Source organism: Acinetobacter sp. WCHAc010052, from assembly GCF_002165295.2.
In the GTDB taxonomy this organism is placed as follows: Bacteria; Pseudomonadota; Gammaproteobacteria; order Pseudomonadales; family Moraxellaceae; genus Acinetobacter; species Acinetobacter chinensis.
Map to the genome: position 1 here is coordinate 2,810,746 of NZ_CP032143.1, position 24,794 is coordinate 2,835,539.

General features: G+C 42.5%; 23 protein-coding genes and 1 other RNA gene. 8 read left to right on the top strand and 16 right to left on the bottom strand.

What is annotated here, in order from left to right; genetic code table 11:
• Position 1: 1 nt before the first annotated feature.
• The 9 genes from CDG61_RS13755 to CDG61_RS13795 form a co-directional block, all read right to left on the bottom strand.
• The gene (locus CDG61_RS13755; RefSeq protein WP_087549572.1) at positions 2-1,183 is read right to left on the bottom strand and encodes an AAA family ATPase; all 1,182 of its coding nucleotides are present in this window, start codon (positions 1,181-1,183) and stop codon (positions 2-4) included.
• A gap of 16 nt (positions 1,184-1,199) precedes the next feature.
• The gene (locus tag CDG61_RS13760; protein ID WP_087549573.1) at positions 1,200-2,366 is read right to left on the bottom strand and encodes a restriction endonuclease subunit S; all 1,167 of its coding nucleotides are present in this window, start codon (positions 2,364-2,366) and stop codon (positions 1,200-1,202) included.
• Positions 2,363-3,919 (bottom strand): type I restriction-modification system subunit M, encoded by a 1,557-nt coding sequence (locus tag CDG61_RS13765; protein WP_087549574.1) that lies wholly within the window; start codon positions 3,917-3,919, stop codon positions 2,363-2,365. The genes CDG61_RS13760 and CDG61_RS13765 overlap by 4 nt, the downstream gene beginning before the upstream one ends.
• A gap of 152 nt (positions 3,920-4,071) precedes the next feature.
• On the bottom strand, positions 4,072-5,079 hold the full coding sequence (locus CDG61_RS13770; protein WP_087549575.1) for an HNH endonuclease domain-containing protein: 1,008 nt from the start codon (positions 5,077-5,079) through the stop codon (positions 4,072-4,074).
• Positions 5,072-5,656 (bottom strand): class I SAM-dependent methyltransferase, encoded by a 585-nt coding sequence (locus CDG61_RS13775; protein WP_087549576.1) that lies wholly within the window; start codon positions 5,654-5,656, stop codon positions 5,072-5,074. Before CDG61_RS13775 ends, CDG61_RS13770 begins: the two co-directional genes overlap by 8 nt.
• Before the next feature lie 73 nt (positions 5,657-5,729).
• Entirely contained in the window at positions 5,730-5,960 is a 231-nt protein-coding gene (locus CDG61_RS13780) for a helix-turn-helix transcriptional regulator (RefSeq protein ID WP_087549577.1), read from the bottom strand.
• A 73-nt stretch (positions 5,961-6,033) separates the two neighbouring features.
• Positions 6,034-6,987, bottom strand: a complete 954-nt coding sequence (locus tag CDG61_RS13785) for a hydrolase or metal-binding protein (RefSeq protein WP_087549662.1) — start codon at positions 6,985-6,987, stop codon at positions 6,034-6,036.
• Between the two features lie 119 nt (positions 6,988-7,106).
• Positions 7,107-8,156 carry a YqaJ viral recombinase family protein gene (locus CDG61_RS13790; RefSeq protein ID WP_087549578.1) on the bottom strand — a complete coding sequence of 350 codons (1,050 nt, stop codon included), beginning with the start codon at positions 8,154-8,156 and terminating at the stop codon, positions 7,107-7,109.
• Positions 8,157-8,308: 152 nt separating this feature from the next.
• The gene (locus CDG61_RS13795; protein ID WP_087549579.1) at positions 8,309-9,352 is read right to left on the bottom strand and encodes a DUF932 domain-containing protein; all 1,044 of its coding nucleotides are present in this window, start codon (positions 9,350-9,352) and stop codon (positions 8,309-8,311) included.
• A 698-nt stretch (positions 9,353-10,050) separates the two neighbouring features.
• On the opposite strand from CDG61_RS13795, the gene CDG61_RS13800 reads away from it, so the two are divergent.
• Genes CDG61_RS13800 through CDG61_RS13810 form a run of 4 tightly spaced genes read left to right on the top strand, consistent with a single transcriptional unit; the run spans position 10,051 to position 11,226 of the window.
• The gene (locus CDG61_RS13800; protein ID WP_087549580.1) at positions 10,051-10,308 is read left to right on the top strand and encodes a hypothetical protein; all 258 of its coding nucleotides are present in this window, start codon (positions 10,051-10,053) and stop codon (positions 10,306-10,308) included.
• 3 nt (positions 10,309-10,311) lie between these two features.
• A complete protein-coding gene (locus CDG61_RS17750) occupies positions 10,312-10,443 on the top strand; it encodes a hypothetical protein (protein WP_264757125.1) in 132 nt (43 codons plus the stop codon).
• Positions 10,440-10,664 carry a hypothetical protein gene (locus CDG61_RS13805; protein ID WP_087514477.1) on the top strand — a complete coding sequence of 75 codons (225 nt, stop codon included), beginning with the start codon at positions 10,440-10,442 and terminating at the stop codon, positions 10,662-10,664. Before CDG61_RS17750 ends, CDG61_RS13805 begins: the two co-directional genes overlap by 4 nt.
• Before the next feature lie 34 nt (positions 10,665-10,698).
• Positions 10,699-11,226, top strand: a complete 528-nt coding sequence (locus tag CDG61_RS13810) for a hypothetical protein (RefSeq protein ID WP_087549581.1) — start codon at positions 10,699-10,701, stop codon at positions 11,224-11,226.
• 497 nt (positions 11,227-11,723) lie between these two features.
• Here CDG61_RS13810 and CDG61_RS13820 read toward each other — a convergent pair whose 3' ends face one another.
• Positions 11,724-12,593 carry a YagK/YfjJ domain-containing protein gene (locus CDG61_RS13820; RefSeq protein ID WP_087549583.1) on the bottom strand — a complete coding sequence of 290 codons (870 nt, stop codon included), beginning with the start codon at positions 12,591-12,593 and terminating at the stop codon, positions 11,724-11,726.
• Between the two features lie 574 nt (positions 12,594-13,167).
• On the opposite strand from CDG61_RS13820, the gene CDG61_RS13825 reads away from it, so the two are divergent.
• Positions 13,168-14,142: a hypothetical protein gene (locus CDG61_RS13825; protein ID WP_087549584.1), complete on the top strand. Its 975-nt coding sequence runs from the start codon at positions 13,168-13,170 to the stop codon at positions 14,140-14,142.
• 174 nt (positions 14,143-14,316) lie between these two features.
• Here the strand turns inward: CDG61_RS13825 and CDG61_RS13830 are convergent, their stop codons facing one another.
• Both CDG61_RS13830 and ssrA read right to left on the bottom strand, forming a co-directional pair.
• Positions 14,317-15,465, bottom strand: a complete 1,149-nt coding sequence (locus CDG61_RS13830) for a tyrosine-type recombinase/integrase (protein WP_087549585.1) — start codon at positions 15,463-15,465, stop codon at positions 14,317-14,319.
• Positions 15,466-15,647: 182 nt separating this feature from the next.
• Positions 15,648-16,006: a transfer-messenger RNA gene (gene ssrA / locus CDG61_RS13835) on the bottom strand.
• Positions 16,007-16,136: 130 nt separating this feature from the next.
• Between ssrA and glpK the strand changes: the two genes are divergently transcribed.
• A complete protein-coding gene (gene glpK / locus CDG61_RS13840; RefSeq protein WP_087549586.1) occupies positions 16,137-17,621 on the top strand; it encodes a glycerol kinase GlpK in 1,485 nt (494 codons plus the stop codon).
• 108 nt (positions 17,622-17,729) lie between these two features.
• Here the strand turns inward: glpK and CDG61_RS13845 are convergent, their stop codons facing one another.
• The 3 genes from CDG61_RS13845 to CDG61_RS13855 form a co-directional block, all read right to left on the bottom strand.
• A complete protein-coding gene (locus CDG61_RS13845; RefSeq protein WP_087549587.1) occupies positions 17,730-19,256 on the bottom strand; it encodes a DHA2 family efflux MFS transporter permease subunit in 1,527 nt (508 codons plus the stop codon).
• Between the two features lie 6 nt (positions 19,257-19,262).
• Positions 19,263-20,411, bottom strand: coding sequence for an HlyD family efflux transporter periplasmic adaptor subunit (locus CDG61_RS13850; protein WP_087549588.1), 1,149 nt, complete (start codon positions 20,409-20,411; stop codon positions 19,263-19,265).
• Between the two features lie 318 nt (positions 20,412-20,729).
• Positions 20,730-21,230, bottom strand: coding sequence for a thioesterase family protein (locus CDG61_RS13855; protein ID WP_087549589.1), 501 nt, complete (start codon positions 21,228-21,230; stop codon positions 20,730-20,732).
• Positions 21,231-21,334: 104 nt separating this feature from the next.
• Here CDG61_RS13855 and hemB point away from each other — a divergent pair, with 104 nt between their 5' ends.
• A complete protein-coding gene (hemB, locus tag CDG61_RS13860) occupies positions 21,335-22,348 on the top strand; it encodes a porphobilinogen synthase (RefSeq protein WP_087549590.1) in 1,014 nt (337 codons plus the stop codon).
• Positions 22,349-22,621: 273 nt separating this feature from the next.
• Entirely contained in the window at positions 22,622-23,737 is a 1,116-nt protein-coding gene (gene thiO / locus CDG61_RS13865; protein WP_087549591.1) for a glycine oxidase ThiO, read from the top strand.
• Here the strand turns inward: thiO and CDG61_RS13870 are convergent.
• Complete coding sequence (locus CDG61_RS13870; protein ID WP_087549592.1) at positions 23,723-24,628, bottom strand: TIGR01777 family oxidoreductase; 906 nt, start codon at positions 24,626-24,628, stop codon at positions 23,723-23,725. The genes thiO and CDG61_RS13870 overlap by 15 nt on opposite strands.
• Positions 24,629-24,794 lie beyond the last annotated feature (166 nt).

Sequence of the window (24,794 nt, forward strand, 5' to 3'; positions counted from 1 at the left end):
TTTATTGTTCCCGTTGCCAATATCCGTAATTACTTACTAAGTGATTGAGAAGTAATTCCACTGTTTTCTTTTCTGGATCACTCGGCTCAGATACTGCCATATCAGATAATGTCGAGTGACTTGTAAATTGTATAATTCGATTAAAGTAAGCTTCTTTATCACCAGGTAATAGTTCTGACCATTTTGGATAACCTAAGAAACTCGCAGTTTTTTCATATAGGTTGCGTAATAAAGTAAAATGGTATTTTTGAACCGCCCCTTCACCAATTGCCTTCTCAATGGTCTCTTTTAAATACAAGTGGTAAGAAAAACTTTTATTAGAATCCCCATGCTTTTCAGCCAAAGTATAGCTACCATCTTCAAATTTTTCTAACAGATAACAACTTTTATTTTTCAATTCATTATAAAGAACATTATAAAATAGCGGGCTATGTGTAGTAATTACAAACTTCAAGTTAGATTGACTAGATTTAATTAAATTTGACAAATTAACTGCCAGTTCAATCAAATGATTTTCATCCAATGAACTTACTGGATCATCAATAAATACATATTCTAATTGATCAAACTGATTCGTTTCTCGATCCGTTTGATCGGCAACATTGAGTATCGTAATTACTTGATCTAATAGCGTATAAAATACACTCCAAATAAAATTACTTTCTTCACCTTTGGATATTTTAAGCGTTTCCGAGTTTTCATTATCACCACGCTCAAAAGTAAAAGTCACTTCTGTTAAATCAGTACTAAAGCTTGGTGTTAATTTATCATTAGTATAATGTTGAAAATATTTAACAATATTTCCATCTTGCCCGAGATCTTTCAGGAGGGTAAGCAACCAGTCTGTATAAGTATTGGGTTGAATTTTGAGTTTAGGCTCAGAATCCCCTTCTAAATCGTTATCCCAATAAAAAAGATCTTCGGTAAATGCGTTGTAATAAAGAATTTTTTCTCGTGTAGGCGATGTACCTCCACCCTCACTATCCACAATTAGTTTCTTAAACTCACGAGATAAACGTGTTTTCCCTGTACCATTAAAAGCATAGATGAGCTGTACCTTTGGAACAGGTTTTACTTCTTCCACTTCCTTCGGTGGAATGCTCTTTTTTTCCTCCCTAACCACTTTTTTTAAGGTTATTGGCGTACTTAACTGCTTTGCTATATCGGTTAGTGTCTTACTCATACTACACCGCTACCGTTTAAGGCTTTGGAAAACTAAATAACAAATCACGATAGTATTCATACTGCTGTTGGCGTAATTCAATTTCGCGTGGTAAGCCATCAGTAATAGAGCTTGTTAATGCATCAAATTTATCAAGAACTTTAACGATGTGGGCTTGTTTATCTAAGTGTGGGATTGGTACTTTAATTTCATTAAGAATTGCTTGTGTGAGGCTTGGTCTTCCAGAACCAGTATCTAGTTGCATCAAATCAATTGTTTTCATAAAGTAATAAAAAAATTTAGGAATAATTTGCTTAGTATCAATTTCTGTATAATAGATTGTATCAACATTCCAAAATGGTAATTCAACATAAAAAATATTGGTAATTGACCCTTTCCGTGGAATCAATACAGTCGGTTTATCGTATGCAAAAGTATCTACATACTGCATAACACCACCAGAGCCATACACAGGTATATCTCCAGCCCCTAGTGATTTCCAATCTTTACCATGCTTTATACTCACCACTTCACCCAACTTTCGCCACTCAACCTCACTCTCTTCAAAATTAAATAATTGATCACGATAGTAATTATATTGTTTCTTTCTTGTGTTAAGCTCGGCGGTCAGCTCGGCGGTCAGCTCGGCGGTCATAGCGCTAAAAGCATCCAAAATATGAACAATTTCAGCTTGAATTTTAAAGGATTTTTTTGAATTTTCAGGGCATGGGATAGGAATCAATAATGTTTTAATAATATCAGCATTTAAATTACTTACTGAACCACTATTAATTTTACTTAACCAATAATTTTGGACACTGTTAGATGACAGATAATAGTACAAAAAATCTGAATTCACCTTCCCCTCAAAATTACTAATAGAAGCCCAACCATCGTGTATAGCACCATCTATATCTAGTATATATGGACGACCAAAACTCATCGAGTTAGAAATAATAAAGTCACCCTTTTTCAATACTCTAGATTTTTTAGCTCCTTCAATAGTAATTTTTTGAGATGTATTTTTTACATATTTAGAACCTGATGACGTATCTCCAATTTTGATCCATGGGATACCATCTATATCATCAGTTATATATTGAGCAATGGGTCTAGGTGAAGCCCCACGTTGAACCTTTGCAACTTCCCCCAGCGTCTTCCATTCCACCACAGCACCATCTAGCAACTTTTCTAAAAAACTCATGCCTCACCCTCAATCTCTGACACAATTGCATCAATATCTTTACGAAGCTGATCAATTTTAGCTACAGTGATTTTCAGTTCAGCATTCAGTTGCGCTATATCGATTACATCTCGAGTATCTTTGGCTTCAACATAGCTACTTACAGACAAGTTGTAGTCATTCTCTTTGATCTTCTCAAAAGGAACAGACATAGCAAAATGATCTACATTATTTTTACGATCAAACACCTGCATGATTTTTTTGATGTGATCATCTGTTAAAACATTGGTATTCGTTTCTTTTTTAAAATAATCCTCACCACTTGCGTCAATAAACTGAATGGACATATCAGTCTTATGTTTTGATAACACTAGAATATTCACAGCGATGGTCGTACCGTAAAACAGGTTCGGTGCAAGTGAAATCACTGTTTCAACATAGTTATTATCGACCAAATATTGACGAATTTTCTGCTCAGCACCACCACGATAAAAAATACCAGGGAAGCAAACAATTGCTGCACGACCTTTGGCTGATAAATAACTTAAAGCATGCAACACAAATGCAAAGTCTGCTTTAGACTTTGGCGCAAGTACACCAGCAGGTGCAAAACGATCATCATTAATAAGTGTTGGATCATCTGAGCCAATCCATTTCACTGAATACGGAGGATTCGATACAATCGCATCAAATGGCTTGTCATCAATAAAATGCGGATGATGTAGCGTATCACCGAGTTGAATATTAAATTTATCGTAGTTAATATTGTGTAAGAACATATTCATACGCGCTAAGTTATATGTCGTATGATTTATCTCTTGTCCAAAAAAACCATCTTCAATAATATGTGCATCAAAGTGCTTCTTGGCCTGAAGAAGCAAAGAACCAGAACCACATGCAGGGTCATAAATTTTGTTGACATGCGTTTGATTATGCATTGCCAACTGTGCAATTAGTTTTGACACATGTTGAGGTGTAAAGAACTCACCACCTGATTTACCCGCATTCGCAGCATAATTAGAGATCAAAAATTCATAGGCATCACCAAATAAATCAATTTGGCTATTTTGAAAATTATCACCAAAATCTAACTCTGCTACACCTTTCAGGACAGCAACTAACCTTTTATTTTTCTCAAGAACAGAATTACCCAGACGGTTACTGGTAGTATCGAAATCAGCAAATAAGCCTTTGATATCTTTTTCTGAAGGATAGCCATTTGCAGAACTTTCAATTGCTGAAAAGATTTTAGCTAAGTCGGTATTCAAACTTTCATTATCATTAGCATTCTTAACTATATTGCTAAAAAGTTGACTAGGTAAAATGAAATAACCTTTCGTTTTTATCGCGTCATCTTTAATCTCAGGAGTAATGACACTATCAGGCATTGCATCATATTTAATCTCTTCATCACCACCTGAAATATAATGAGCAAAGTTTTCACTGATGAAGCGATAAAATAATGCGCCTAAAACATATTGCTTAAAGTCCCAACCATCCACTGCGCCACGGACATCGTTAGCGATTTGCCAAATCTGGCGGTGAAGTACTGCACGCTGCTGGGTACTAGTCATTAATACTTCCTTTAAAATCAAAATCTTAAAACACAATATCTATTAAATAATGCATTGTATTTAATTAGTTGAACATTATAGCGAAATAAGTCTGTTAATAGTAATTCAAGAATGATTAGTCGAAGCCAGATTGTTTTGTTAAATTAGCCTTTTCAACCATTCCACATTAAATAATTATTTTCTTTTCTCTGCGCATACGCCCACTCCGCCACTTTATGCGATCGCTCCTTATCCGTCAGAAAACCAAGTACTGATATCCGATCTACAATGATCATATCCTGTTTTTCATTACGTTCTTGCCACTTATGCAAAAACTCATCTGATGCGAGTAAATTGCTTTTCTTAGAGTTACAACTTGAGTCCGCCAACACAAAATTATGCCCTGTATCAGATGGATACATTGACCATGGAATGAAATGATCTACGGCATAACTACCTTTTTTCATTACCTTATTACAGTAGAAACATTTACATTCTTGTAATTCTACCAAGACATTTGCCACTGCATTCAACTGGTTCCTATTCGGCTCAAACATAAATTGTTCAAGGTTGGGTAACTGATTCAAAACAGGCGCATTGGTACTGTTCTTACGGATATAGTCAATCCAGCGTTTCTGACAAAGCTCTTCAATAATTTCACTGAACTGTCGTAAGCAGTACATGGCTTGAGGTAAAAGAATGAGTTGCTTTCTAGATTGATCAAATAGGTATAAAAACTCAAAATTTTGACCATTCATATTTTGCAGGTAACGGACTGGCATGTCTTTAACAGTGCGAGCCACATCTTTGACCAGCTTAGACCAAATAGTGACATCTCGTCTTAATAATCCAAGCGATGAGTAAATCTGTCTTAGTTCAATGACTTTATTAACGATTGCTGCTTGCTTACCATTATTCTGATTTAAGATCCGTTGGCCTGTGTCATTGAAGTTATATGGCGCAGCCTGCTTCCAATAGAGCTCAATGAACTTTTCCGCAATATCGCTGTACTCAAGTACCAATTGCTCGCCACTATCTTCACCCTTTTCAATCGCCAATCGACTCAGACTAATGAGCAAAGCAAACTTATAGGTGCTGCTAAAGCTACCTGACTGCAAAATCAGTTGGATATTTTTCAGGAATTTAAGTTGCTCTTGGGCTGTTGGAATACAATTAATCATTTTTCTTCCACAAAATATTGAGCCACTGCTCTTCTCGGTCAGGTCTGTTATCCACTGTAATCCACTGTTGAACCAGACTGACTTGATCAAACTGCGCTAAAAGTTCTTGTGCTTGCAGTTCATTTAAATCTGTAAACTCTCGACCATCTTTTTCTCGATCTGAATCTCCATATTTAAACGACATGTAAATCACACCATTGGGCTTTAATGCTTGAAGCATTTTTTCAAGGGCTTCAGCTAATCTACTACGTTCACAATGAAGTAGAGATGCGCATGCCCAAACCCCATCGTAAACAGCGACTTCATCAACCTCATAGAAACTTTGAAGCTTCACTTGAAGGCCCGTCAACTCAGTTGCCTTTTTAACAAGCTGTTCTGAGTAATCAATTGCATCAACCCGATACCCATTTTTCTTAAAAGCCAAAATATCACGCCCTGCCCCACAACCGACATCCAGGATATGGGCATTTATAGGCAACAAATTTAGAAAAGGCTGATAGAGGCTTTCCATATCCACATAAAGAGTCAAGTTAGTAAATTCTTCTGCATGGTAGTTGTAATAATCTATTGTTTTCATTCAGAACACTTAGGCTAAAAGACACACATAGTCTATAAGAAAACAAAAAAATAAGGGAGCCGTAGCTCCCACCTTATTCACGGCTCGCTAACTTATTTTCAATCCACTGATGAATTTCATAAGCTGACCAGCCAATACGGTTTTGTGTGATTTTTACTTTCTTCGGAAAAGTTGGATCATAGTAAGGCGAGTATTCATCCATCATTTCATAAATTGTTGATCTACCTACACCTACAAATTTGATCACTTCTTTAATATTGATAATCTGATTCATCTGAAAAGTCTGACCTGTGAACGCATTCATGATGTATACTCCTGATCACTGATGCGAGCGGGTATTCGCTCACATGATCGGTCTCCTGTGTAAAGTTTCACTTTCAGGAGTTCACTGTCCTTACGCTCTGCTGCAACCCCTGCTGAATATCCTCAATAAAACCCACTCCCTGATTAAACTTCGGCCTAGGTTCAGCACTGGATTTAGTCTCAGTCTGAGCATGTTCAGGCAAACGCTGCACTGCTTCTGAGTTACTATCCGGATAAAACTCCTCCACCACATCCATCCCCTCCTCACTGCCCACCTCAAACCGTGCATTACTGAATCCCTGCCGTGCCACCTGATCGAGTGAATGCTGATTAAAATCTGCCTGCTGACTTTTCTGATCAATATCCTTCGCCATCTGAATGGCCTGCTGCAGGTCTGTCCCATCTCTGAGCGTCAGATCCACGTAATACACAGGCGTTCGATAGCTCTGTGTGGTGGACTTGCCCCGAAGTGTCAGTTGCAGTGGAAGGCATGACAACAAACCATTCGATGCAGCATGGTAATAACTCAGCCGTGCTGCCAACGTCCGAATACTGTTAAAACCAGTGGTTCTAAAGATAAACGTACCCAGTTCATCAGATTCATCCAGATTGACATAAAGGCGTCCATAAGGCTTACAGAGTCCACTCTGTCCCAGTGGACATAAGTCAGGAGACGGACATGGATGCTGCTCTACGCCCTGACTGGTCAGCCGCTGGCAGCTTTCTCCATTGCCGACACATATGGGACGTCCTGTCTGACGGTCAAATAAGGTATATTCCGCTCTCAGGTTGAGATCAGGATCATTAAAGATCATCCGTACAGGAATACTTCTTAGCTTTTGGTTCTGTGCTTTGGCACGCAGCTGCTCATCTAAAGGATGTTTCACCCATCCATCCTTATTCTGAATCTGACTAGTGACGGTGAACTGATCATCCTTTTCAGGGATACGTTTGCCGCTCTTTTCAACCATCCTGCCTATACTGATCCGTCCCAGTACAGGTGGTGTAATTGCTAAACCTTTGATCATGATCATTACCTCTTCTGTTTAAATATTCTGATTTGCCTGATCAGAATGAAATCTGCATAAAAAAATCCCATGCGGCCTGGCATGGGATGTCTGGGTCACTGCTGAATGTTCTGCTTAGGCTAATCGGTATAGATACTGAAACGCCTTGAACCCTGTTTAGCCTGTGGAAACTGATTCAGATATTCAGGATGCAGTTTCAGTAAAGCCTTACTGTTTAAACTGACCGAGTCCTTCGCCTTTTTCCACGTCACTGAACCTGTTTTAAAGGTTGCCCGTTCTGCATCCTGCATTCTCGCCTGCAGCTGATGTTTCAGCAGATCAAACTGCTCCTGGTACTTTTCTATGTGATTGCGTGCCTGAATCAGCTGTTCAAACTGTTGACTGGCCTGGTCATCCCTAGATAAGTCAGTTGTACTCAGCGGTACATGCTCAGGATACAGCTGCTGCAATGCCCTGGCAGCCGACGCACTGGCATCGGCTTCAGGTGGTGTATCCTTTTCCACACACTCCCAGAAGTAACGCTCTGCCTGGATGATGTGCTGAATCACTGATTCTGAGCGGGTCACTTTAAAGATACGGGTTTCATGTCCGCAGATCAGCACACAGATATGCGCCGCCTTCCTGCCGGTAACGGCTAACTGATGCTGTACCTGACACAGCACATACAGCGGTACACCATCGCGCCATAGTCTGGCACCGTGTTCTCCGGCTGTTTTACATTCAAGTATCTGTACATCGGCATCCCCTGTGACGGCATAATCCAGGTTGGCCAGCATGAAATGCCTGTCAGGATCGGGATGCTGCAGAACAGCATTGACCCTGCGGACTTTATAGCCGGTATGCATGCTGTAGTATTCAGCCACTAAAGGCTCCAGGCGTTTTCCCCAGTACAGTGGTGCATGCCCTTCGCTTTCATCTTCAATGGATTGTTGAATCCGTCCTGTTTTAATCATCCACAGTTCAAGCATCGACATATAGGGGTTCAGTCCGCACGCTGCGGCACAGTCACTGCTGCCGATGCCTTGCCGGCGCACTTCCAGCCATTCGGCCTGACTGAGTTTTCGGGTATCCACAAAGCGTTTTGCGGTAAACAGTTTAGGACGGCCGGCATAGCTGTTGACTGCGGGATTCGGTGTTACATTCAGAGAGCTGTTCAGAGCTGTATTCATCATTATTTCCTGTTTTATAAATTTCGGGCATAAAAAAGCCGTGCCCGAAGACACAGCTTTGAATGCCGTCAATCAGATATTCCTGAGATGGAGACTGGAGAACCTGTACACAGACCCAGGGCGCTGCTCACAGTACAGGTCAGCGATCAGGCTTAAGCAATCATGCTTAAAGCCTGTTCCAGTCCACGCTGCTTAAGTCCAGCACCTGCGCCGAACCATGCTGAGTCAAGCCGGTGATCCTGACTCATTGCCCGACGCTCATGATCAGCAAACTCAGTAATACTGCACAGCAGACCATAGGCTGTACCTTTTGCTGAGCTGAGTTCTGCCCCGCGCCCCTGACCATTGAACATTTCCATGGTTTTTGTCATGGCTCTTGCATTCGGTTCAGGTTTTTCCTTCTTAACCGATTGCGCTGCCTGAGCTGCCACACCCCGGTAGAACTGAATGATACTGTCCTCCTGATCGGTCACATTCATGCCGGTGCTGTTGAACACCGCATCAAAATAGGCTGCTGCCTCAGTCTGAGTAACCTTACGCTGTGTCAGCTGTTTCATTTCATACATATGTTCATCCCATGTACGCACTGAAATCCCCAGTTGCTGTTTAATTTTCTCTGCATCAAACCGGGTACTATGCGGAACCTTGACTACACCTGCACTGCTGTTCTGCCCTTTGAGGGCAATCGCCAGGGTGTTGTTGCAGACCACCCTGATACTGGTGAACTGTGCTGTGGTCGCCAGGGTACCGTCACATCCTGTTGCTAGTAAAATATAACCATTGCTGACATCCTTCGCCTTCAGTGCTGTACTCTGCCCTGTCCTTGCCAGTGCCCAGAATTTCCTGCCACCTTTCAGCACACCTGCAGTTTCCAGTTCAAAGCCGGACTGTTCGGTCAGATCACGGTAAAACTCCAGTATCTCCCGGGGCTGGACTTCCTGATAACGCTGACTGACCACAGACAACGGAGCATGAGTATCTGAACGGTATAACACCCGCTGCTCCTCATAGGGCATGATGATGCTCTGTCCCCGTTCATTCTGTGCCATATAACTGACATTTGAGGATTCAATCTGCCAGTCCATGCCGGCCTGCTGTGCCCAGACGTCAATGGGCTGGTTCTGACTGAGCTGACTGCCAAGACCATGCCATGGGGTCTGTCCCACATAAGCCATATTTTCAATTTGATGTGCCATGATAATTTCCTTAAAAAAATTGCTGTTTTTAAAATGATCCAGTCCAGATTCCGGGCATAAAAAAGACCTGCTGAAAAAGCAGGCCAAAGGGGTAAATCATGTAGTGTTCAATCTGCGTGAAGATTCATGTAGATGTTATATATCTGAAATATATTGAAATCGGGAACGGTCGGTAAGCGTACAGCTTTTCAGCTGAACCTGCCGGCTGTGATTGACCTTGTACAGCTCTGCGATTATGATTTGGATGCTGGCCTACATTGCCAGCCGGTTTTAGCAGACCGAAGTGTATAGCGCATCAGATTTACTCTCTCTGAGGGTAACTTTTATGTGAAACCTTCTCGTCCCCCTTTGCGGTAGAACGGGAGGGGGACGCGTCCGCGCGTGCTGGTTCTATATGCCCAGTCTGCTAACCCTCTTTCGTTCTGCCACCATAATCATTTAGCAGTGATGTGGTAGAACTTCTATTGCATATAGGAGTCATCATCATGACCAAGCATTATCCCGTACTGCTGTTTTCTCTTCAGCCTGCCTGGGCTGCAGCACTGCCCTGACTTAAATTTACAGATTTTATTTCTGCCTGAACTGACCTGAAGACGGTCATGTCCTGTGGACGGCTTACGCCTGTCTTTTATGCCGATTCAGACGGATAAAAAATTCCTGTTCCAGAATAACCAGAACAATAAATTTTAAGGGGGCGAATGAAAACTTCATTCTTCATGACATCCATCGCATTGACTGCGCTTCTGCTTACAGGCTGTGCCGGTAAGTCCGAACGTCAGTTCATCAGTGGATGCAGATCCGGCGGTGGTGACACTGCCACGTGCAGCTGTATCTACAGCAAGCTTGAAAAGAAATTCGGTGCTGATGCACTGGAGCGTGAAATCCGCACCATCCAGCAGACCGAAGCCTTTCACCGGGAAATGATCAACAGTACTTATCAGTGTCTGAAGGAGTAAGGCATGAGGATTATTGCCGGTATTATCTGCATCACCGCAGTCATCCTTTTCCTGGGATTGCCCTTCATCGGAATGATGATTCTGTTCGGGCTTTTCTGCTTACTTGCTCAATTCGCATTTGGGGGAAATAAATGAATCCATCCATTAAATCATGGCTGATCAGCGGCTATTTTATCATCGGTCTTCTTTATACGCTCTATCAGAGCTTCTGGGGACAGTACAGCTACAAGTCCTTTGCCTATCATCTCGGCCAGGGTGTGATCTGGCCTGCAGTGATGTTTCCGTCCGTGGGAAAATTTATCGGGGGCATGATCATCCTGATCATCATCGGCATTATTGCCCTGCGTTCAAAATAATCTGAAAAAACACATAACATATTAAGGAACTAAAATGAAAAAACTGATCACCGCATTATTACTGTCCGCCTCTGCCACTTCTGTTTTTGCAGCAGATCAGATGACGGTCAGTGGTAAAAAAATAACCATGAGTGATACACGTGCAACACTGATTCAGAAGTTTGGCAAACCTGAATCCGGTACAGCACAGTTCAGCAACTGGACGCTGGGGAATCTGAGCATTTATGCCAGCCACCCTTCAAAGGGACTGAGTCAGTTCAGTGTGACACAGACCGGCAGAAAATCCGGCAGCCCTGTCATCACAACAGGAGGTAAAACCCTTCAGCTGGGCAAGGATACCATCCGTACCGCCACAGACAAACTGAAACATGGCTGTTTCAGTTTTGACGAGGGGCGTCAGGGATCAACCTATTCCATGGCGCTTCAGCCTGCCGGTCAGAAGTACTACATCATTCTTGAAACAACAGGAGATGCTTATGATGTCAGAACCATGGCCGGCATGCCGATTACAGGCTTTACATTTACAAAGGAAAATCCTGAGTCCAGTGAAGGCTGTCGCTGATTCCCCTCTGTCATAAGAATGTATTCTCCTGACAGCATTCATTACAGGCTGACCCTTATCAGTCAGCCTGTTTCTTTCACTGCTGTTCAGTCCTGCCGGCAGAAGAAGCTCCGCTGACAGACCTTACAGCAGTATCCGGTGGAGATCCCGGCACCGGTATCATTTTGGTGTGTTTCCATCAGATGCGCACAGGCTGCCCTGAACAGCACCTCTGCCAGTCCTGCAATCCAGGGTGACAGACGTAACCCTCCTGAAAGCGTTTTAAAGAGTATTCTCCCGGCTCCGAGCTGAGAGATCAGACTGACCGGACTCTGCTCAGGTCTGTGTCCATGTGAATGAGAAACAAAAACCGGATAAACCTGGTCAGAATAACAATATGGGCAATGTATAAACATGGCAGTACAACTCCTGTGAAAAATAATGGGCTATATGTATAAGCCCCTGATCATTCAGATCATGATCTTCACGTGGATGATGTATGCCTGTCTTATTTTCTGTTATCCAAAGGTATGCATCCGCTTTCTGGTTTTCACTCGCAGATGCTGTGATTCCTTTTCCGGGCGCACCAGGTATTTCACCGTATTCAGCATATTATCCACTTCATCCGAGCTATTACGGTGAATCATCCCTATGCCCAGACGGTTACGGTCTGTGAACTGTTTAAGGTAGGCTGCTGTATGGCAGTTGAAATGACAGCCCTGTTCCTCTGTAATATCTTTCCAGAGCTTTCCGACACGGTCTGCCACTGAATAAGCATTACGGCGTTCACTTCCCCTGTAAACCAGCAGCAAATGACAGTGATAACCTTTGTCCACTCCCTGCTCCAGTGCCCAGGCGTATTCAATCAGACCTTTAAACACTTTATCCTGATCACGTAACCGGGTACGGAGTACATCCATATCATCACTGAACTGCTGAATACCGATCTGATTCTGGTACTTAAGCGGATAAGCTAAATCAACCCGTACCACTAGAATACGTGAATACTGACTGCTGATCCTTTGCATACGATTAACCAGTACCTTTGTATTTCTGGACTCACTAACACGGTGATCACGTAATTGTCGTTTATGTCTACGATAATGCCACTTGAAATCACGCTGAATATCTTCAAAAGAGATTTTTATTAAGCGCTCATATAAGCATTCAGGATCATCCTGATATCCTTCTAAATCCAATAACAGCTCAATCACGGTCTCTATTGCAGGTACATAAGAATAATCAGGATTATAAATTTGATCGAACTGAATAAGCAGCCCTGTTAACTGATTATAAAAATTACGAGGCTTATGTTTCGTGATAGAGATATTCTCAACAAAATTTTCAATTTCGATCAGGATCTTTGATTCATTTACAGCTGTTGTCATGAGATTTCCTTATGATGGTTTAGATCATAAGAAAAAGATCCCTGTAATTATTTACCTGTACACTCAGTTATAAATTATAAGTAAAGTTTTTATTTAATAATATTAATAACCTCATCCACCTTACTTTAAAAACCATTACTAATGGCTAATTAAAATTCAAAAAATATCACCTAAATTTAAGCACTTTTTATCTGTTGGATATTCTATTACCGGACAAATCATTATACAAAAAAAATATTACTACCAACACTTTAAAAACTAGAATCCATGTCTTTTATTTTTTATAATTTCTAGTACACAATGGACAGATAAATAGACAAAACTGATTGCAACAGATCACAATATTTTCGTTAGAAAAATAACAAAATTAGAATATTCCACATCTCAACACCTCATCAATTGAGCCAATTCATTCTCAACTTTATTAAAATCATCATCAAAACATATTTCATACTGATAGATACCCACTAGGAGCAATATTTAACAACGATCAAAAACCACTTATATATATCTAAAAACTTGTATATAATCACTACATAAATACTACGGAAATCTCTACAAAAAAGGTTGCCAAATGCCAAATTTTGAAACCAATCCATTCCATCTTAAAGATTCAATCAATATGGAAGATCCCAACGACAGAATCACCAATAAAATGTCAGATGCTGTATTACAAGAATTAATTGAAAAGGCTTTAAAAGGTCGCAAAGAAGAAGATATTATTTGGATTCTTTTAGAGTTTTTAAACTTCAAAGAAAGTTCAAAAAATGGTTTTAAAAGAAGTTATGACAAACAGAATGAGTTGAAATATTTTTCAAGTTTTAATGAAATCAGACAAGACCTTATTAGCCTTTTAAAAAAATTAAAATCTAATGAACAGATTTATGATTTTTTCAATAAAATAGAGAACAGTAAAGAAAGTCTATCAGAGACTCTAATTGATATAAAAAATGATAAAAGAATCTGTGCTTTTTTATTTAATTATATAAAGAGTAAAAACAGGGATATATTTTACTTTCATTATGAGAAAAATGCGTATATGTCTTTAGTCAATTGGTACTTCACAGTCAGCTTAAACACATACAGAAAAGATGCTCTTATTGAAAAGGCTCTTACATTTTTTAATACGAAAGTTAAAATCACAGGGAAAATTCATGTTACAAAATTAGAGGATAAAGATTTTAGTGATTGGGTTTATGTGTACTTAGAAAAAAAATACAATTATTTTAATGAAACGAAATATACTCAAACAAACCATAAAAATGATCAGTTATTCATTACAGCATACTTGGATTACTGTTTATACTATAGCAACACTGAATATGAAAATTTAATGAATAAGGTAAATAAAGCATGGAGCCAAAAAAAATTCAGAGATGGAAATAAAGTAAAAAACCACTACCATCTTCCGCTTACAAAAAAGGCTAAAGAAGAGCTCAGAAAATTATCAGATTTTAAAAATCAGTCTGAGGCTACTATCCTGGAAGAACTCATCCATCAAATGTTTCTGAAAGAAATGTGTGATGAAAATGGTAATTCAAAGTACTGAATCCTTATTCATTAAAGCATATTCAGCTTTGATAAAATTTATCAACAAATGCCTGGTTATGGACTTAAGCCTTCAAATTACATCTTAACTGTTTTTAAATCTGACCAGGGTAATTCTTATCCTGATCAGATTCTTCCATTTTTTGAATTATACGTCTTCAAATTTAATTTTTTTTCAACCACGAGGAATACGTAACCACTCACTTACCTGCTCCCCATACCACTCCATGATTTTTACCCGCTCATCCCAATACTGCGCTCTGTTATAAGCGGATCGAATTCTATTTTGAGGAACATGAGCAAGTTGACGTTCAATCGCATCGGGATTAAATAAATTTGATTCATTTACAACTGTACTGAATAGCGATCTAAAACCGTGTGTTGTCATTCGACCTGCATAGCCTGAACGCTTAATGACTGCCAAAATGGATTCACTACGCATCGGTTCTTTACTACTTAGACGATGTGGGAAAAGAAATTCTTGATTATGGGTAAGTCTTAAAGCTTGCAGTTCCTCAATCATCATGTCCGTCAATGGCACACGATGTGGCAATCGGTTCTTCATGCGGCCTTCAGGAATATCCCACTTACGCCCTTCCAAATCAAACTCATCCCAACGTGCTTGTAGTAACTCACTGACTCGAACGCCTGTAAGCATAATCAGGATAATGGCATGGTGTGTTTGAGCATCACTTGGATAAGCTCTAACTTTTCTTAGAAATTCAGGCATATCTGAAGCAGGTAATGATGCTAAATTTTTCACACGCTTATTTTTTAGCGCATAGACCAAATCACCTGCAGGATTATCGTAGCGATAGCCGTGTGCAATAGCGTACTTCATGACCATACCACAGCGAGATAAGGTACGTTTGGCTACTTCAAGTGAGCCTCTTGCCTCAATCTTTTTTATGATCTGTAAAATTTCAGGTGCTTGAATCTGATTAATACGCTTATTTTCTAATGAAAGATACAATTCATCTAGAGATGCTCTGACATTGCTAATGTGCTTCGGGGACCACGTTTCTTTCTGATTCTCAAACCAATCTTCAGCTACTTCTTTAAAGAAAGGCTTTATGTCCTCATGAAGTACTGATTTTGAATGTTTATACTTAAGTTCATAAGCCATTTCTCTAGCTTTTTTCAAACTAAGTTCTGGGTATGGTCCTAGTGACTCAGATTGACGCTGCCCATGAACGGTATAGCGGACATTCCAATACTTCTGACCTTTAGTCGTAATAATCAGCGATAAACCATGTGAATCTGATAGACGATATTGCTTATCTTTCGGTTGAGCTTTTCTACATTCTGCATCTGTGAGTGACATATTTTTAACCAGAATTTGTTGTGTTAATTTCTGGGTAAATTTTGCCAATTTTTACCCACACAAAGCAAAAATAGGGTCAAATCGCTTAGGATAGCATCGGACAATACAGCCAATAAAAAAGCCATTAAACATTGAGTTTAAAGGCTTTTTTATACTCCGACGGATTACTTCGGAAAGAATTTTGGTGGAGGTGGCGGGAGTTGAACCCGCGTCCGCCAGCACTACGCTCGAGAATACTACATGCTTAGATATCGTCTATTGTTTTAACTCTTTGTGACCCGACGAACAGGGTACAAATCGCGATCCTCTTAATTTAGTACAAAACCCCGAGGCCTGGTTTTATACGGACTTGTGTGCGTGCGCTTCAGTCGGGCTCTCTAACCACAAGTATTCGGAGAGACGGACAAGCTGCCCTTAGGCAGCTAGAGCGTATGATTCGTCGTTTGCGACTAAAAAATGCAAATTTGATTTACGAGAGAAAATGCGCTCTCGACATGCATCTATGAGTTTCATCACCAGCGTCGAAGCCAGAAACACCCCCAAATTACCACGCAATTATAGCATAACTGTTGCAAACTATGTGGATAATTCACTACATTTACAGAACTTCATGCGCTTAATGACATCATTGCGTTACCATCTGTTTTTTTCAAGGGTTAATTATAAAAAATATGAGCTATTTACTCGCACTTGATCAAGGAACGACCTCCAGTCGGGCAATTATCTTCGATGAACACGGAAAAGTTCATGCAACAGCTCAAAGAGAGATCCAGATTAAAACTCCACATTCAGGCTGGGTGGAACAGGATGCTCAGGAAATCTGGTCCACCCAGATTGCGGTTGTTCAGCAAGCCCTGGCTTCCGCTCATATTCTTGCTAGAGACATCAAAGCACTCGGACTGACCAATCAAAGAGAAACCACTGTTGTCTGGGACAGACGTACAGGGCATCCGCTTGCACCGGCTATTGTCTGGCAGGACCGTCGGGCGGTAGAATGGTGCAACAGTCTGATTGAACAGCATCATTTTGAACAGATTCATCAGATTACAGGTCTGCGTATTGACCCTTATTTCAGTGCAGGAAAACTGGTCTGGTTACTGGATCACACAGAGGGTTTAAGAGAACTGTCCGAACAGGGGCATGTCGCATTCGGTACCATAGACAGCTGGCTGATCTGGAATCTGACCCAGGGGGCTGAGCATGTCATTGAAGCAAGTAATGCTTCACGCACGATGCTCATGAATCTGAAAACTCAGCAATGGGATGAGTCTCTGCTTGACCTGTTCAACATCCCTGCTTCAGTCTTACCAAAAATTCAGCCCTCTGATACGCATATTGCCAATACAGCACCAGGTTTACTTGGTGCTGAGATTCCTATTGCAGGGGTTATGGGCGATCAGCAGTCTGCCCTGTTTGGTCAGTCCTGTTTCGAGCCGGGAACGGCAAAAAACACTTATGGAACAGGTTGCTTTATGCTGTTCAATACAGGCTCTGACCTGCAATACAGTCATAACCAGCTGTTAAGCACACTGGCATGGAACTGTCAGCAACAATCCAGTTTTGCCCTTGAAGGCAGTGTTTTTATGGCAGGTGCAATTGTCCAGTGGCTCAGAGATGGTCTGGGGATTATTAAAAACAGCGCTGAAGTCGAAAAACTGGCGTGTCAGGTCAATGATACAGACGGTGTGGTTTTAGTTCCTGCCTTTACAGGACTGGGTGCGCCTCACTGGGACAGTGATGCCCGCGCCCTGCTCTGCGGTATGTCACGTGGGACAAACAAATCACACATTGCCCGTGCAGCACTTGAATCCATTGCTTTTCAGGTATCTGATGTACTGACTGCCATGCAGTCAGACATTAACCAACCGTTGAAACAGCTTCGGGTCGATGGTGGTGCCAGTCAGAATGACATGCTGATGCAGTTTCAGGCTGACATTCTGAATGTTCCTGTTCTTCGTCCTGAACTGCTCGAATCAACCGCCTGGGGAGCTGCAGCCATGGCAGGACTGAAAATGGGTATATTCAGCAATCTTCAGGAAATTTCAGAATCCTGGCAACTGGATCGGGCTTTTGAACCCAATATGAGTGAAGATCAGCGACAGATGCATTTACAGCAATGGAACAGTGCTCTCAATCGGGCAAAATCCAGCTACTAAACAGGTATCAGGCATATCAAAATAAAAAGCAGGAAGCACCGTTGAGTACTTCCTGCTTTTTTAACCGGCAAATAAATACCGGATTGTTAAACCGTTCATTTCATTCAATCAGTGTGCATGTCCCGCCCCAACACTGCCTTTGGGTTTTGGACATAGCCAGATAATCAGTCCTGCAAATATAAACACCATCGCAAAAATCAGGAAAACATGATTAACCGATAGGGTCAGTGCCTCTTTATCCACCAGATTTGAGATGGTTCCCAAAGCCATTTCCGGACTGAAACCGCTGTTTACCAGATTCCGCTGTGTTTCTTCCACATGCATGGTCGAAACAATTTCACTGCGCGCCAGTTTGGTATGGTCATCCCATATGGTCACCGCAATGGATGCGCCAATTGCCCCTGCCATCGTCCGCATAAAGTTCATCAGACCAGCAGCTGAAGCCACCTCATCGGGACGTACCACACCCAGTGCAATATTGGACAATGGAATAAAGAAAAATGGAACAGCAAACCCCTGAATAATCTGCGGCCAGGCCAGTGCCATAAAGTCGGCATCACTGGTCCAGAATGAGCGCATCAGCGTGACGCATCCCAGTATCATCAGACCAAAACTGGAGAGCGCTCTAGGGTCATATTTAGTTGCCATTTTTGCCACTATAGGTGACATTAACAGACTGCCAAAGCCCATGGTTGCTGTCAGGTAACCTGCCCACGAAGCGGTATATCCTAAATTGATCTGTAACCACTGCGGAATCAGTACAATACTGCCAAAGAACGCTGCAAAGGCAAAAGCCAGGGAAATGGTCGCAATGGTAAAACCACGGTATCTGAAAATCTGAATATTGACGATAGGATGCTTTTCATAATATTCCCAGATGAAAAAGGCAATAAATCCAACCACCAGAACAACAGCCAGCACGCAGATCACAGCACTGTTGAACCAGTCCCGTTCATGCCCTAAATCCAGCATCAGCTGTAATGCACCAATCCAGACAATCAGAAGTGTTAAACCAACTGTATCAATAGGCAGTCTGGCAATCGGTGTTTCTGCCGGTTTCATCAGGCGCATCACACCCACGGCGCAGATCACACCTACAGGAATATTAATAAAGAAAATCCAGTGCCACGACCAGTTATCACTGATGGTACCCCCTAAAATGGGTCCTAGAATCGGTCCAACAACGGTGGTCATTGCCCACATGCCCATTGCCTGAGAGTGCTTTTCAGGTGGGAAAATCCGCATAAGCAGCGTTTGGCTGAGCGGCATGATTGGACCACCAAACAGCCCCTGACCAATACGGCAGATCACCAGCATGGCGAGGCTGTTGGACAGACCACACAAAATGGAAAATGTAGTAAAACCAATCAGGCAGACACTGAAGACCCGAACCGCACCAAAACGCCCAGCCAGCCAGCCGGTCAATGGTACACAGATCGCTTCGGCAACCGCATACGATGTAATGACCCAGGTTCCCTGAGAACTGGAAACCGCAAGGCTACCAGTTATATGAGGTACAGAAACATTGGCAATGGTCATATCCAGGACGACCATAAAGTTGGCAAGGGCTAAAAAGAAAGCCGCCAGCAGTAAACGCCCGCCTTTCAGTTCGCCATGAAAACTTGCTGTATTCATAAGCGATTACTTCGCAGATGAGGTATCAACCTCGGCAGTCATGGATAAACCGACACGTAACGGGTGCTCTGCCAGTTCCTTAGGATCAAGTTTGATTCTTACAGGCAAACGCTGAACCACTTTAATCCAGTTCCCTGTTGCATTCTGAGCTGGAATCAAAGCAAATGCTGAACCTGTCCCCCCTGAAAAACCAATCACAGTCCCGTGATATTTCACTTTTTTGCCGTATAAATCTGAGGTCAGTGTAGCCTTCTGTCCAACTTTGACATTCTGCAACTGACTTTCTTTAAAGTTTGCATCGACATAAAGTGCTGAGACAGGAACAATTTTCATTAAAGATGTTCCAGGTGCAATCCGCTGTCCCACCTGAATACTGCGACGTGCAACCACACCATCCAGCGGTGCTTTGATTTCTGTACGCTGTAAGTCCAGTAATGCCTGTTCAACTTTTGCCTGAGCCACCTGCACATCCGGTGTTGAATCCTGCGAAGTTCCTTTGATCAGTGCTTCATTTGCATCCAGGTTACTTTGTGCAGCTTTTCGTTTTGATTCTGCCTGCGCCAGTGCTGCCTTTGCCACATCCACACTTGCTTTGGCATTGTTTAAAGCGCTTTGTGCTTTGCTGAATTCCTCTTTGGAAATTGCGCCAGTTGCACTCAGCTGCTGACGACGTGCAAACTCCTGCTGAGTCTGCGTATAGGCAACTTCTGCCTGTGCAACCTGAGCTTTGGCACTGTTGATGTCATCTGCACTGACCAGAATCTGGGATGACAGTGAACTGCTGTTCGCAGAACTCTGAGAGTACTGACGTCTGGCTTTTGCCAGTTCTGCCTGCGCCTGCGCCAGTGCAATTTTTGCATCACTGTTGTCAATGACCGCCAGTATGTCGCCTTTTTTAACCTGCTGGGTATCACTGACTTTGACTTCAGCCACCTGCCCACTGACCATGGATGTAATTTCCGCAGTCTCCGCTCCCACGTAGGCATTGTCCGTTTCAACGGTGTTTCCGAAGATCAGCGTCCAGATGGCATAGAGAATTGCGGCTGCAATCACAATGAGGGCAAAAATTTTCAGCAATTTTTTACGTTTCTGCTTTGCCTCCAGATCCATTGGAGTTTCCTCAGAGGAGGTATTCGTGGTTTGCGCTTCAGTCATCGCATATTCCTGGTTTTCTGGACCTGCTCAAAACATCAGTAAACAGCGCAGCAACTGAACATAAACTTAATATGCTTTCTGCTTTGGTTTGATGACAATGACCCAGGTCTGCTTCTTAAAATTTTGATAAGTGATTTTACAGGTAAAAATCATATTATGAGAATAAAAATATTACTACGCAGTACATCTGTACTTTTCCACACAATACTCTTGATTATAAAAAATATTCAGACAAAAAAACCGCCATTGAAATGCATATTTCGATGGCGGTTATTGACAGAAACAGTACATTCTGTACTGTTCAGTACACTTTAAAACTCAGTAGGCATAGGAAGCAATGGCTGTTGCAATCGGCTTATCTTCATCATTGACCATAGTCATACGCATGGTACAACCCTTACGCCCCATACGCAGTGTTTCTGCACGGGCAATAAAATATTTCCCACGACCCGGTGCAAGATAGTCCACCCGCATATCCACCGTGGCAAGTCGGCTGACTTTCTTCATTGTATCTGCCAGTTCGTCCGGATTTGAACGCTTATACAGTTCACCCATAGCGGTAATGCCACCAATACTGTCCAGCACTGTGGCAGCCACACCACCATGCAGAATCTGAAATGCGACATTGCCAATCATTTCTGCTTTCATTTCCACATATGTTTCAATCTGTCCATCCACTACCCGCATGGTCATACTGTTGTGACCAAAAAATGGCGAACTGTTGAATGCTTTACATAACTGCTTGAATACGACTTCAAGATCCACCTTCGAGCCTAAATGGATATTTCCCGTCCAACTCTTTTCTGATTCATTCGTCATGTGCCCGAATTCCCTTGCTGAAATAAAAATTGCATTTTCACTTAACCCTTTGCCTGTTCCAGGGCTACAATAAGTCAAGTTTAATACTGATCAATGAGATTGTTATGACCTATACGTTCAATCGTCCAGCTTTTCCAGCCACCCGCATGCGCCGTATCCGTAAAAATGACAAATTACGTGCCATGGTTCGTGAAACCCAGCTGACGGCAGACCATCTCATTTATCCTGTATTTGTACTGCCTGGTCAAAACCAGACCCAGGATGTTCCAAGTATGCCAAATGTTCAGCGTCTGTCTGCTGACTTATTGTTGAAAAAAGCTGAAACCCTGCTTGAACTTGGTGTATCAAAACTTGCGCTGTTCCCTGTAACGCCACAGGAAGACAAGAGTTTAACAGCAGAAGCGGCATGGCATGAAGACGGACTGGTTCAGAATACCCTGCGCCTGCTGAAAAAAGAACTGCCAGAAATGGTGCTGATCACCGATGGTGCACTTGATCCTTATACCACACACGGTCAGGACGGTATTATTGATGATACCGGCTATGTACTGAATGATGAAACGGTACAGTGTCTGATCAAACAGGCTTTAAGCCATGCTGAAGCCGGAGCAGATGTTGTTGCACCGAGTGACATGATGGATGGGCGTATCGGTGCGATCCGTCAGGCACTGGAAAGCAATGGACATATTTACACCAGCATCATGGCGTATTCTGCAAAATATGCATCCAGCTTCTACGGTCCATTCCGTGATGCTGTGGGCTCATCTTCCAACTTAAAAGGTGGCAACAAATACAATTACCAGATGGATGTCGGTAACCGCGCTGAAGCCCTGCATGAAATTGCCCTGGATATTCAGGAAGGCGCTGACATGGTGATTGTCAAACCGGGGATGCCTTACCTGGATGTTGTTCGTGAAGTCAAAGACACTTTTGGCGTACCCACATTTGTTTATCAGGTCAGTGGTGAATATGCCATGCTTGCCGCAGCCATTCAGAACGGCTGGTTATCTGACAGCGTCATCATGGAATCACTGATGTGCTTCCGTCGTGCTGGTGCTGATGGCATCTGGACTTACTTTGCTGAAGAAGCTGCACGTAAATTAAAAGAGATGAAGTAAAGATTTACCCCTTGTCCATTCAGTATAAGAGTCTCAACACTGCTGACTCTATATTTGTCACTTCAGCACCATGTCAGGTTCAGTGACGAGGAGCAACGGCTCCAGAGTCCGATAAGGGATTTTACTGTTCAGTACCTCTCCCCAGCCCTCTCCTGAAAGGAGAGGGAGTTTTCATAATGACACTGTTCTTCGGACTGTTCATATATGAGCTCCGGTCAGCTAAAAATGGCTGACTGAATTACATTATAAAATCCTGTACGGGCACATCACACCATGCACATCGCCATTATCGGAGCAGGAGTCAGTGGCTTACTCACTGCACTTGAACTTGTAGAACAAGGCTGTCAGGTCAGTATCTTTGACCAGCAGCAACCAGGTAAAGCTGCCTCATGGGCAGGCGGAGGCATTCTTTCCCCCATGTATCCGTGGCGCTATCCCCGCCCTGTCAACGAGATTGCCCAGCACGGCAAAACACTCTATACCCAGTGGAATGAAAAACTGCTCCCCGTAACAGGTACAGACTTTCAGATTCATGAAACAGGTATGCTGATTTTTGATGAAGATGACTTTGAAACCGGTCTGAATTATAAAGACCTCTATCAGGAACCCATGCAGCAGTGTGAATACCTGCAACGTGAACAGCTGAAACAGGTCAATCCACATATTTCCGAACAGTTTCAGCATGCCATTTATTTTCCGCAGCTTGCCAATGTACGAAATCCCCGCTTACTTCAATCACTGCTTGCCTACCTGAAACAGCATCCAGCGGCAGAAATTTATGAAAACTGCTGGATCGAACAGTTTTCCATTCAGCATGGAAAAATCCAGTCCATTCAGTCGCAAAGTGGACAGACATTCACAGCTGATGAATACATCATCGCTACAGGCGCATGGTCTGCTCACTGGTCAGAACAGTTACAGCTCAGTATTCCTGTCGCGCCCGTACAGGGTCAGATGCTGCTGTTTAAAACACCCGAGAACTGGTTACCCACCATGTGTATGAATCAGGTCATGTATCTGATTCCACGTATGGATGGGCATATTGTCTGTGGTTCAAGCATGGATAATATCGGTTTTGATAAACGGCCATCCGTACAGACCCAGCAGAATATTTTTAAAGCCTGTACAGAAATGGTGCCCGAACTTGCAAACTTCCCTGTTGTAAAACAGTGGGCAGGTCTGCGCCCCGGTTCTCCGACGGGTGTTCCCTATATCGGAAAACTGCCTGAACTGCACAATGCATGGGCAAATTTCGGACATCACCGTAACGGCTTATGCATGGGTCCAGGTTCAGCCCGACTGCTTAGACAGCTCATCCTTAAACAGCCGACACTGGTCAACCCAGATGCCTACAATCCTGAGCGTTTAAAAAGCTCAGTCCATGGATAAAATCTGTTTCAGGGCAGATTTTAAAACAGGATACTGAAACTTAAAGCCTGCCTGCTCCAGAGCTACAGGCTTTACATACTGACCATTCAGCACCAGCTGAGCCTGTTCACCCATGAGCAGACGCATGCACCATGCAGGCATACTGAACCAGGGTTTGCGTTTCAGTAACAGTGATGCCGTACTGACAAATGCTTTCTGAGAACTGCGCTCAGGTGCGACAACATTATAAATCTGTGTTGTAGAATCATCTTTAAACAGAAAGTGAATCGCCTGAATCACATCCTGCATGTGTACCCAGCACATCGGTTGTTTTCCTGAACCGATTTTACCTGCAAGGTTCAGTTTAATGGGAAGCAGCATCTGAGGGAGAATTCCGCCACCTTTACCAAAGACCACACCCAGACGGATAATTTTGGTCTTTTGCGCTGTATCTCTCAATGCTGCCTGCTCCCAGCGCTGACACAGTTCAGACATAAAAATGTTCTGTGGTGCTGACTGTTCATCACAGACTGCTGTCCATTGTTCTGCAGCATCTATACCGTAATACCCAACAGCAGAACCTGAAATAATCCGTTTTGGCTGAATATTCTGTTTTTTCAGATACTGATAAATTTCTTCTGTGGTCTGCACCCTGCTCTGAATCAGAGTCTGCTTTCTGGCATCTGTCCAGCGTCCCTGACCAATACTTTCACCGGCCAGATTTACCACATAATCAATCTTAGGATTACGGATTTCACTCAACTGCTGAACCCATTGCAGGCTGGGATGATTTGCTACCTGTTTTTTTCGGGAAAGCGCAATCACCTGATAATCCTGCTCCAGCAGAAACTTCACCAGTTGCTGACCGATAAACCCAGATGCACCTGTCACCAGTACCGTATCCTTGATCATAAGCCCCTCTTTATTCTGTCTGTTATTTTTACTGTTCTTTAAAAGCCTGTCTGTTCCTGACCAGCATACAAAAAAACAGGCAGGTTTCTTATGAAAACTTATGAATATTTACAACAAAACATCAGGATATTCCAGGAAATAAATAATATCTGACAGCGGCTACAGC

Excerpts from the sequence above, each read along its gene's own strand:
- CDG61_RS13790 (WP_087549578.1), bottom strand. The coding sequence starts at position 8,156 with ATGAATACAGCTCTGAACAGCTCTCTGAATGTAACACCGAATCCCGCA.
- CDG61_RS13825 (WP_087549584.1), top strand. The coding sequence starts at position 13,168 with ATGCCAAATTTTGAAACCAATCCATTCCATCTTAAAGATTCAATCAAT.
- CDG61_RS13845 (WP_087549587.1), bottom strand. The coding sequence starts at position 19,256 with ATGAATACAGCAAGTTTTCATGGCGAACTGAAAGGCGGGCGTTTACTG.
- CDG61_RS17750 (WP_264757125.1), top strand. The coding sequence starts at position 10,312 with ATGAGGATTATTGCCGGTATTATCTGCATCACCGCAGTCATCCTTTTC.
- CDG61_RS13755 (WP_087549572.1), bottom strand. The coding sequence starts at position 1,183 with ATGAGTAAGACACTAACCGATATAGCAAAGCAGTTAAGTACGCCAATA.
- CDG61_RS13810 (WP_087549581.1), top strand. The coding sequence starts at position 10,699 with ATGAAAAAACTGATCACCGCATTATTACTGTCCGCCTCTGCCACTTCT.
- CDG61_RS13775 (WP_087549576.1), bottom strand. The coding sequence starts at position 5,656 with ATGAAAACAATAGATTATTACAACTACCATGCAGAAGAATTTACTAAC.
- CDG61_RS13805 (WP_087514477.1), top strand. The coding sequence starts at position 10,440 with ATGAATCCATCCATTAAATCATGGCTGATCAGCGGCTATTTTATCATC.
- glpK (WP_087549586.1), top strand. The coding sequence starts at position 16,137 with ATGAGCTATTTACTCGCACTTGATCAAGGAACGACCTCCAGTCGGGCA.
- hemB (WP_087549590.1), top strand. The coding sequence starts at position 21,335 with ATGACCTATACGTTCAATCGTCCAGCTTTTCCAGCCACCCGCATGCGC.
- CDG61_RS13870 (WP_087549592.1), bottom strand. The coding sequence starts at position 24,628 with ATGATCAAGGATACGGTACTGGTGACAGGTGCATCTGGGTTTATCGGT.
- thiO (WP_087549591.1), top strand. The coding sequence starts at position 22,622 with ATGCACATCGCCATTATCGGAGCAGGAGTCAGTGGCTTACTCACTGCA.
- CDG61_RS13785 (WP_087549662.1), bottom strand. The coding sequence starts at position 6,987 with ATGATCAAAGGTTTAGCAATTACACCACCTGTACTGGGACGGATCAGT.
- CDG61_RS13795 (WP_087549579.1), bottom strand. The coding sequence starts at position 9,352 with ATGGCACATCAAATTGAAAATATGGCTTATGTGGGACAGACCCCATGG.
- CDG61_RS13800 (WP_087549580.1), top strand. The coding sequence starts at position 10,051 with ATGAAAACTTCATTCTTCATGACATCCATCGCATTGACTGCGCTTCTG.
- CDG61_RS13850 (WP_087549588.1), bottom strand. The coding sequence starts at position 20,411 with ATGACTGAAGCGCAAACCACGAATACCTCCTCTGAGGAAACTCCAATG.
- CDG61_RS13855 (WP_087549589.1), bottom strand. The coding sequence starts at position 21,230 with ATGACGAATGAATCAGAAAAGAGTTGGACGGGAAATATCCATTTAGGC.
- CDG61_RS13770 (WP_087549575.1), bottom strand. The coding sequence starts at position 5,079 with ATGATTAATTGTATTCCAACAGCCCAAGAGCAACTTAAATTCCTGAAA.
- CDG61_RS13760 (WP_087549573.1), bottom strand. The coding sequence starts at position 2,366 with ATGAGTTTTTTAGAAAAGTTGCTAGATGGTGCTGTGGTGGAATGGAAG.
- CDG61_RS13830 (WP_087549585.1), bottom strand. The coding sequence starts at position 15,465 with ATGTCACTCACAGATGCAGAATGTAGAAAAGCTCAACCGAAAGATAAG.
- CDG61_RS13765 (WP_087549574.1), bottom strand. The coding sequence starts at position 3,919 with ATGACTAGTACCCAGCAGCGTGCAGTACTTCACCGCCAGATTTGGCAA.
- CDG61_RS13780 (WP_087549577.1), bottom strand. The coding sequence starts at position 5,960 with ATGAATGCGTTCACAGGTCAGACTTTTCAGATGAATCAGATTATCAAT.
- CDG61_RS13820 (WP_087549583.1), bottom strand. The coding sequence starts at position 12,593 with ATGACAACAGCTGTAAATGAATCAAAGATCCTGATCGAAATTGAAAAT.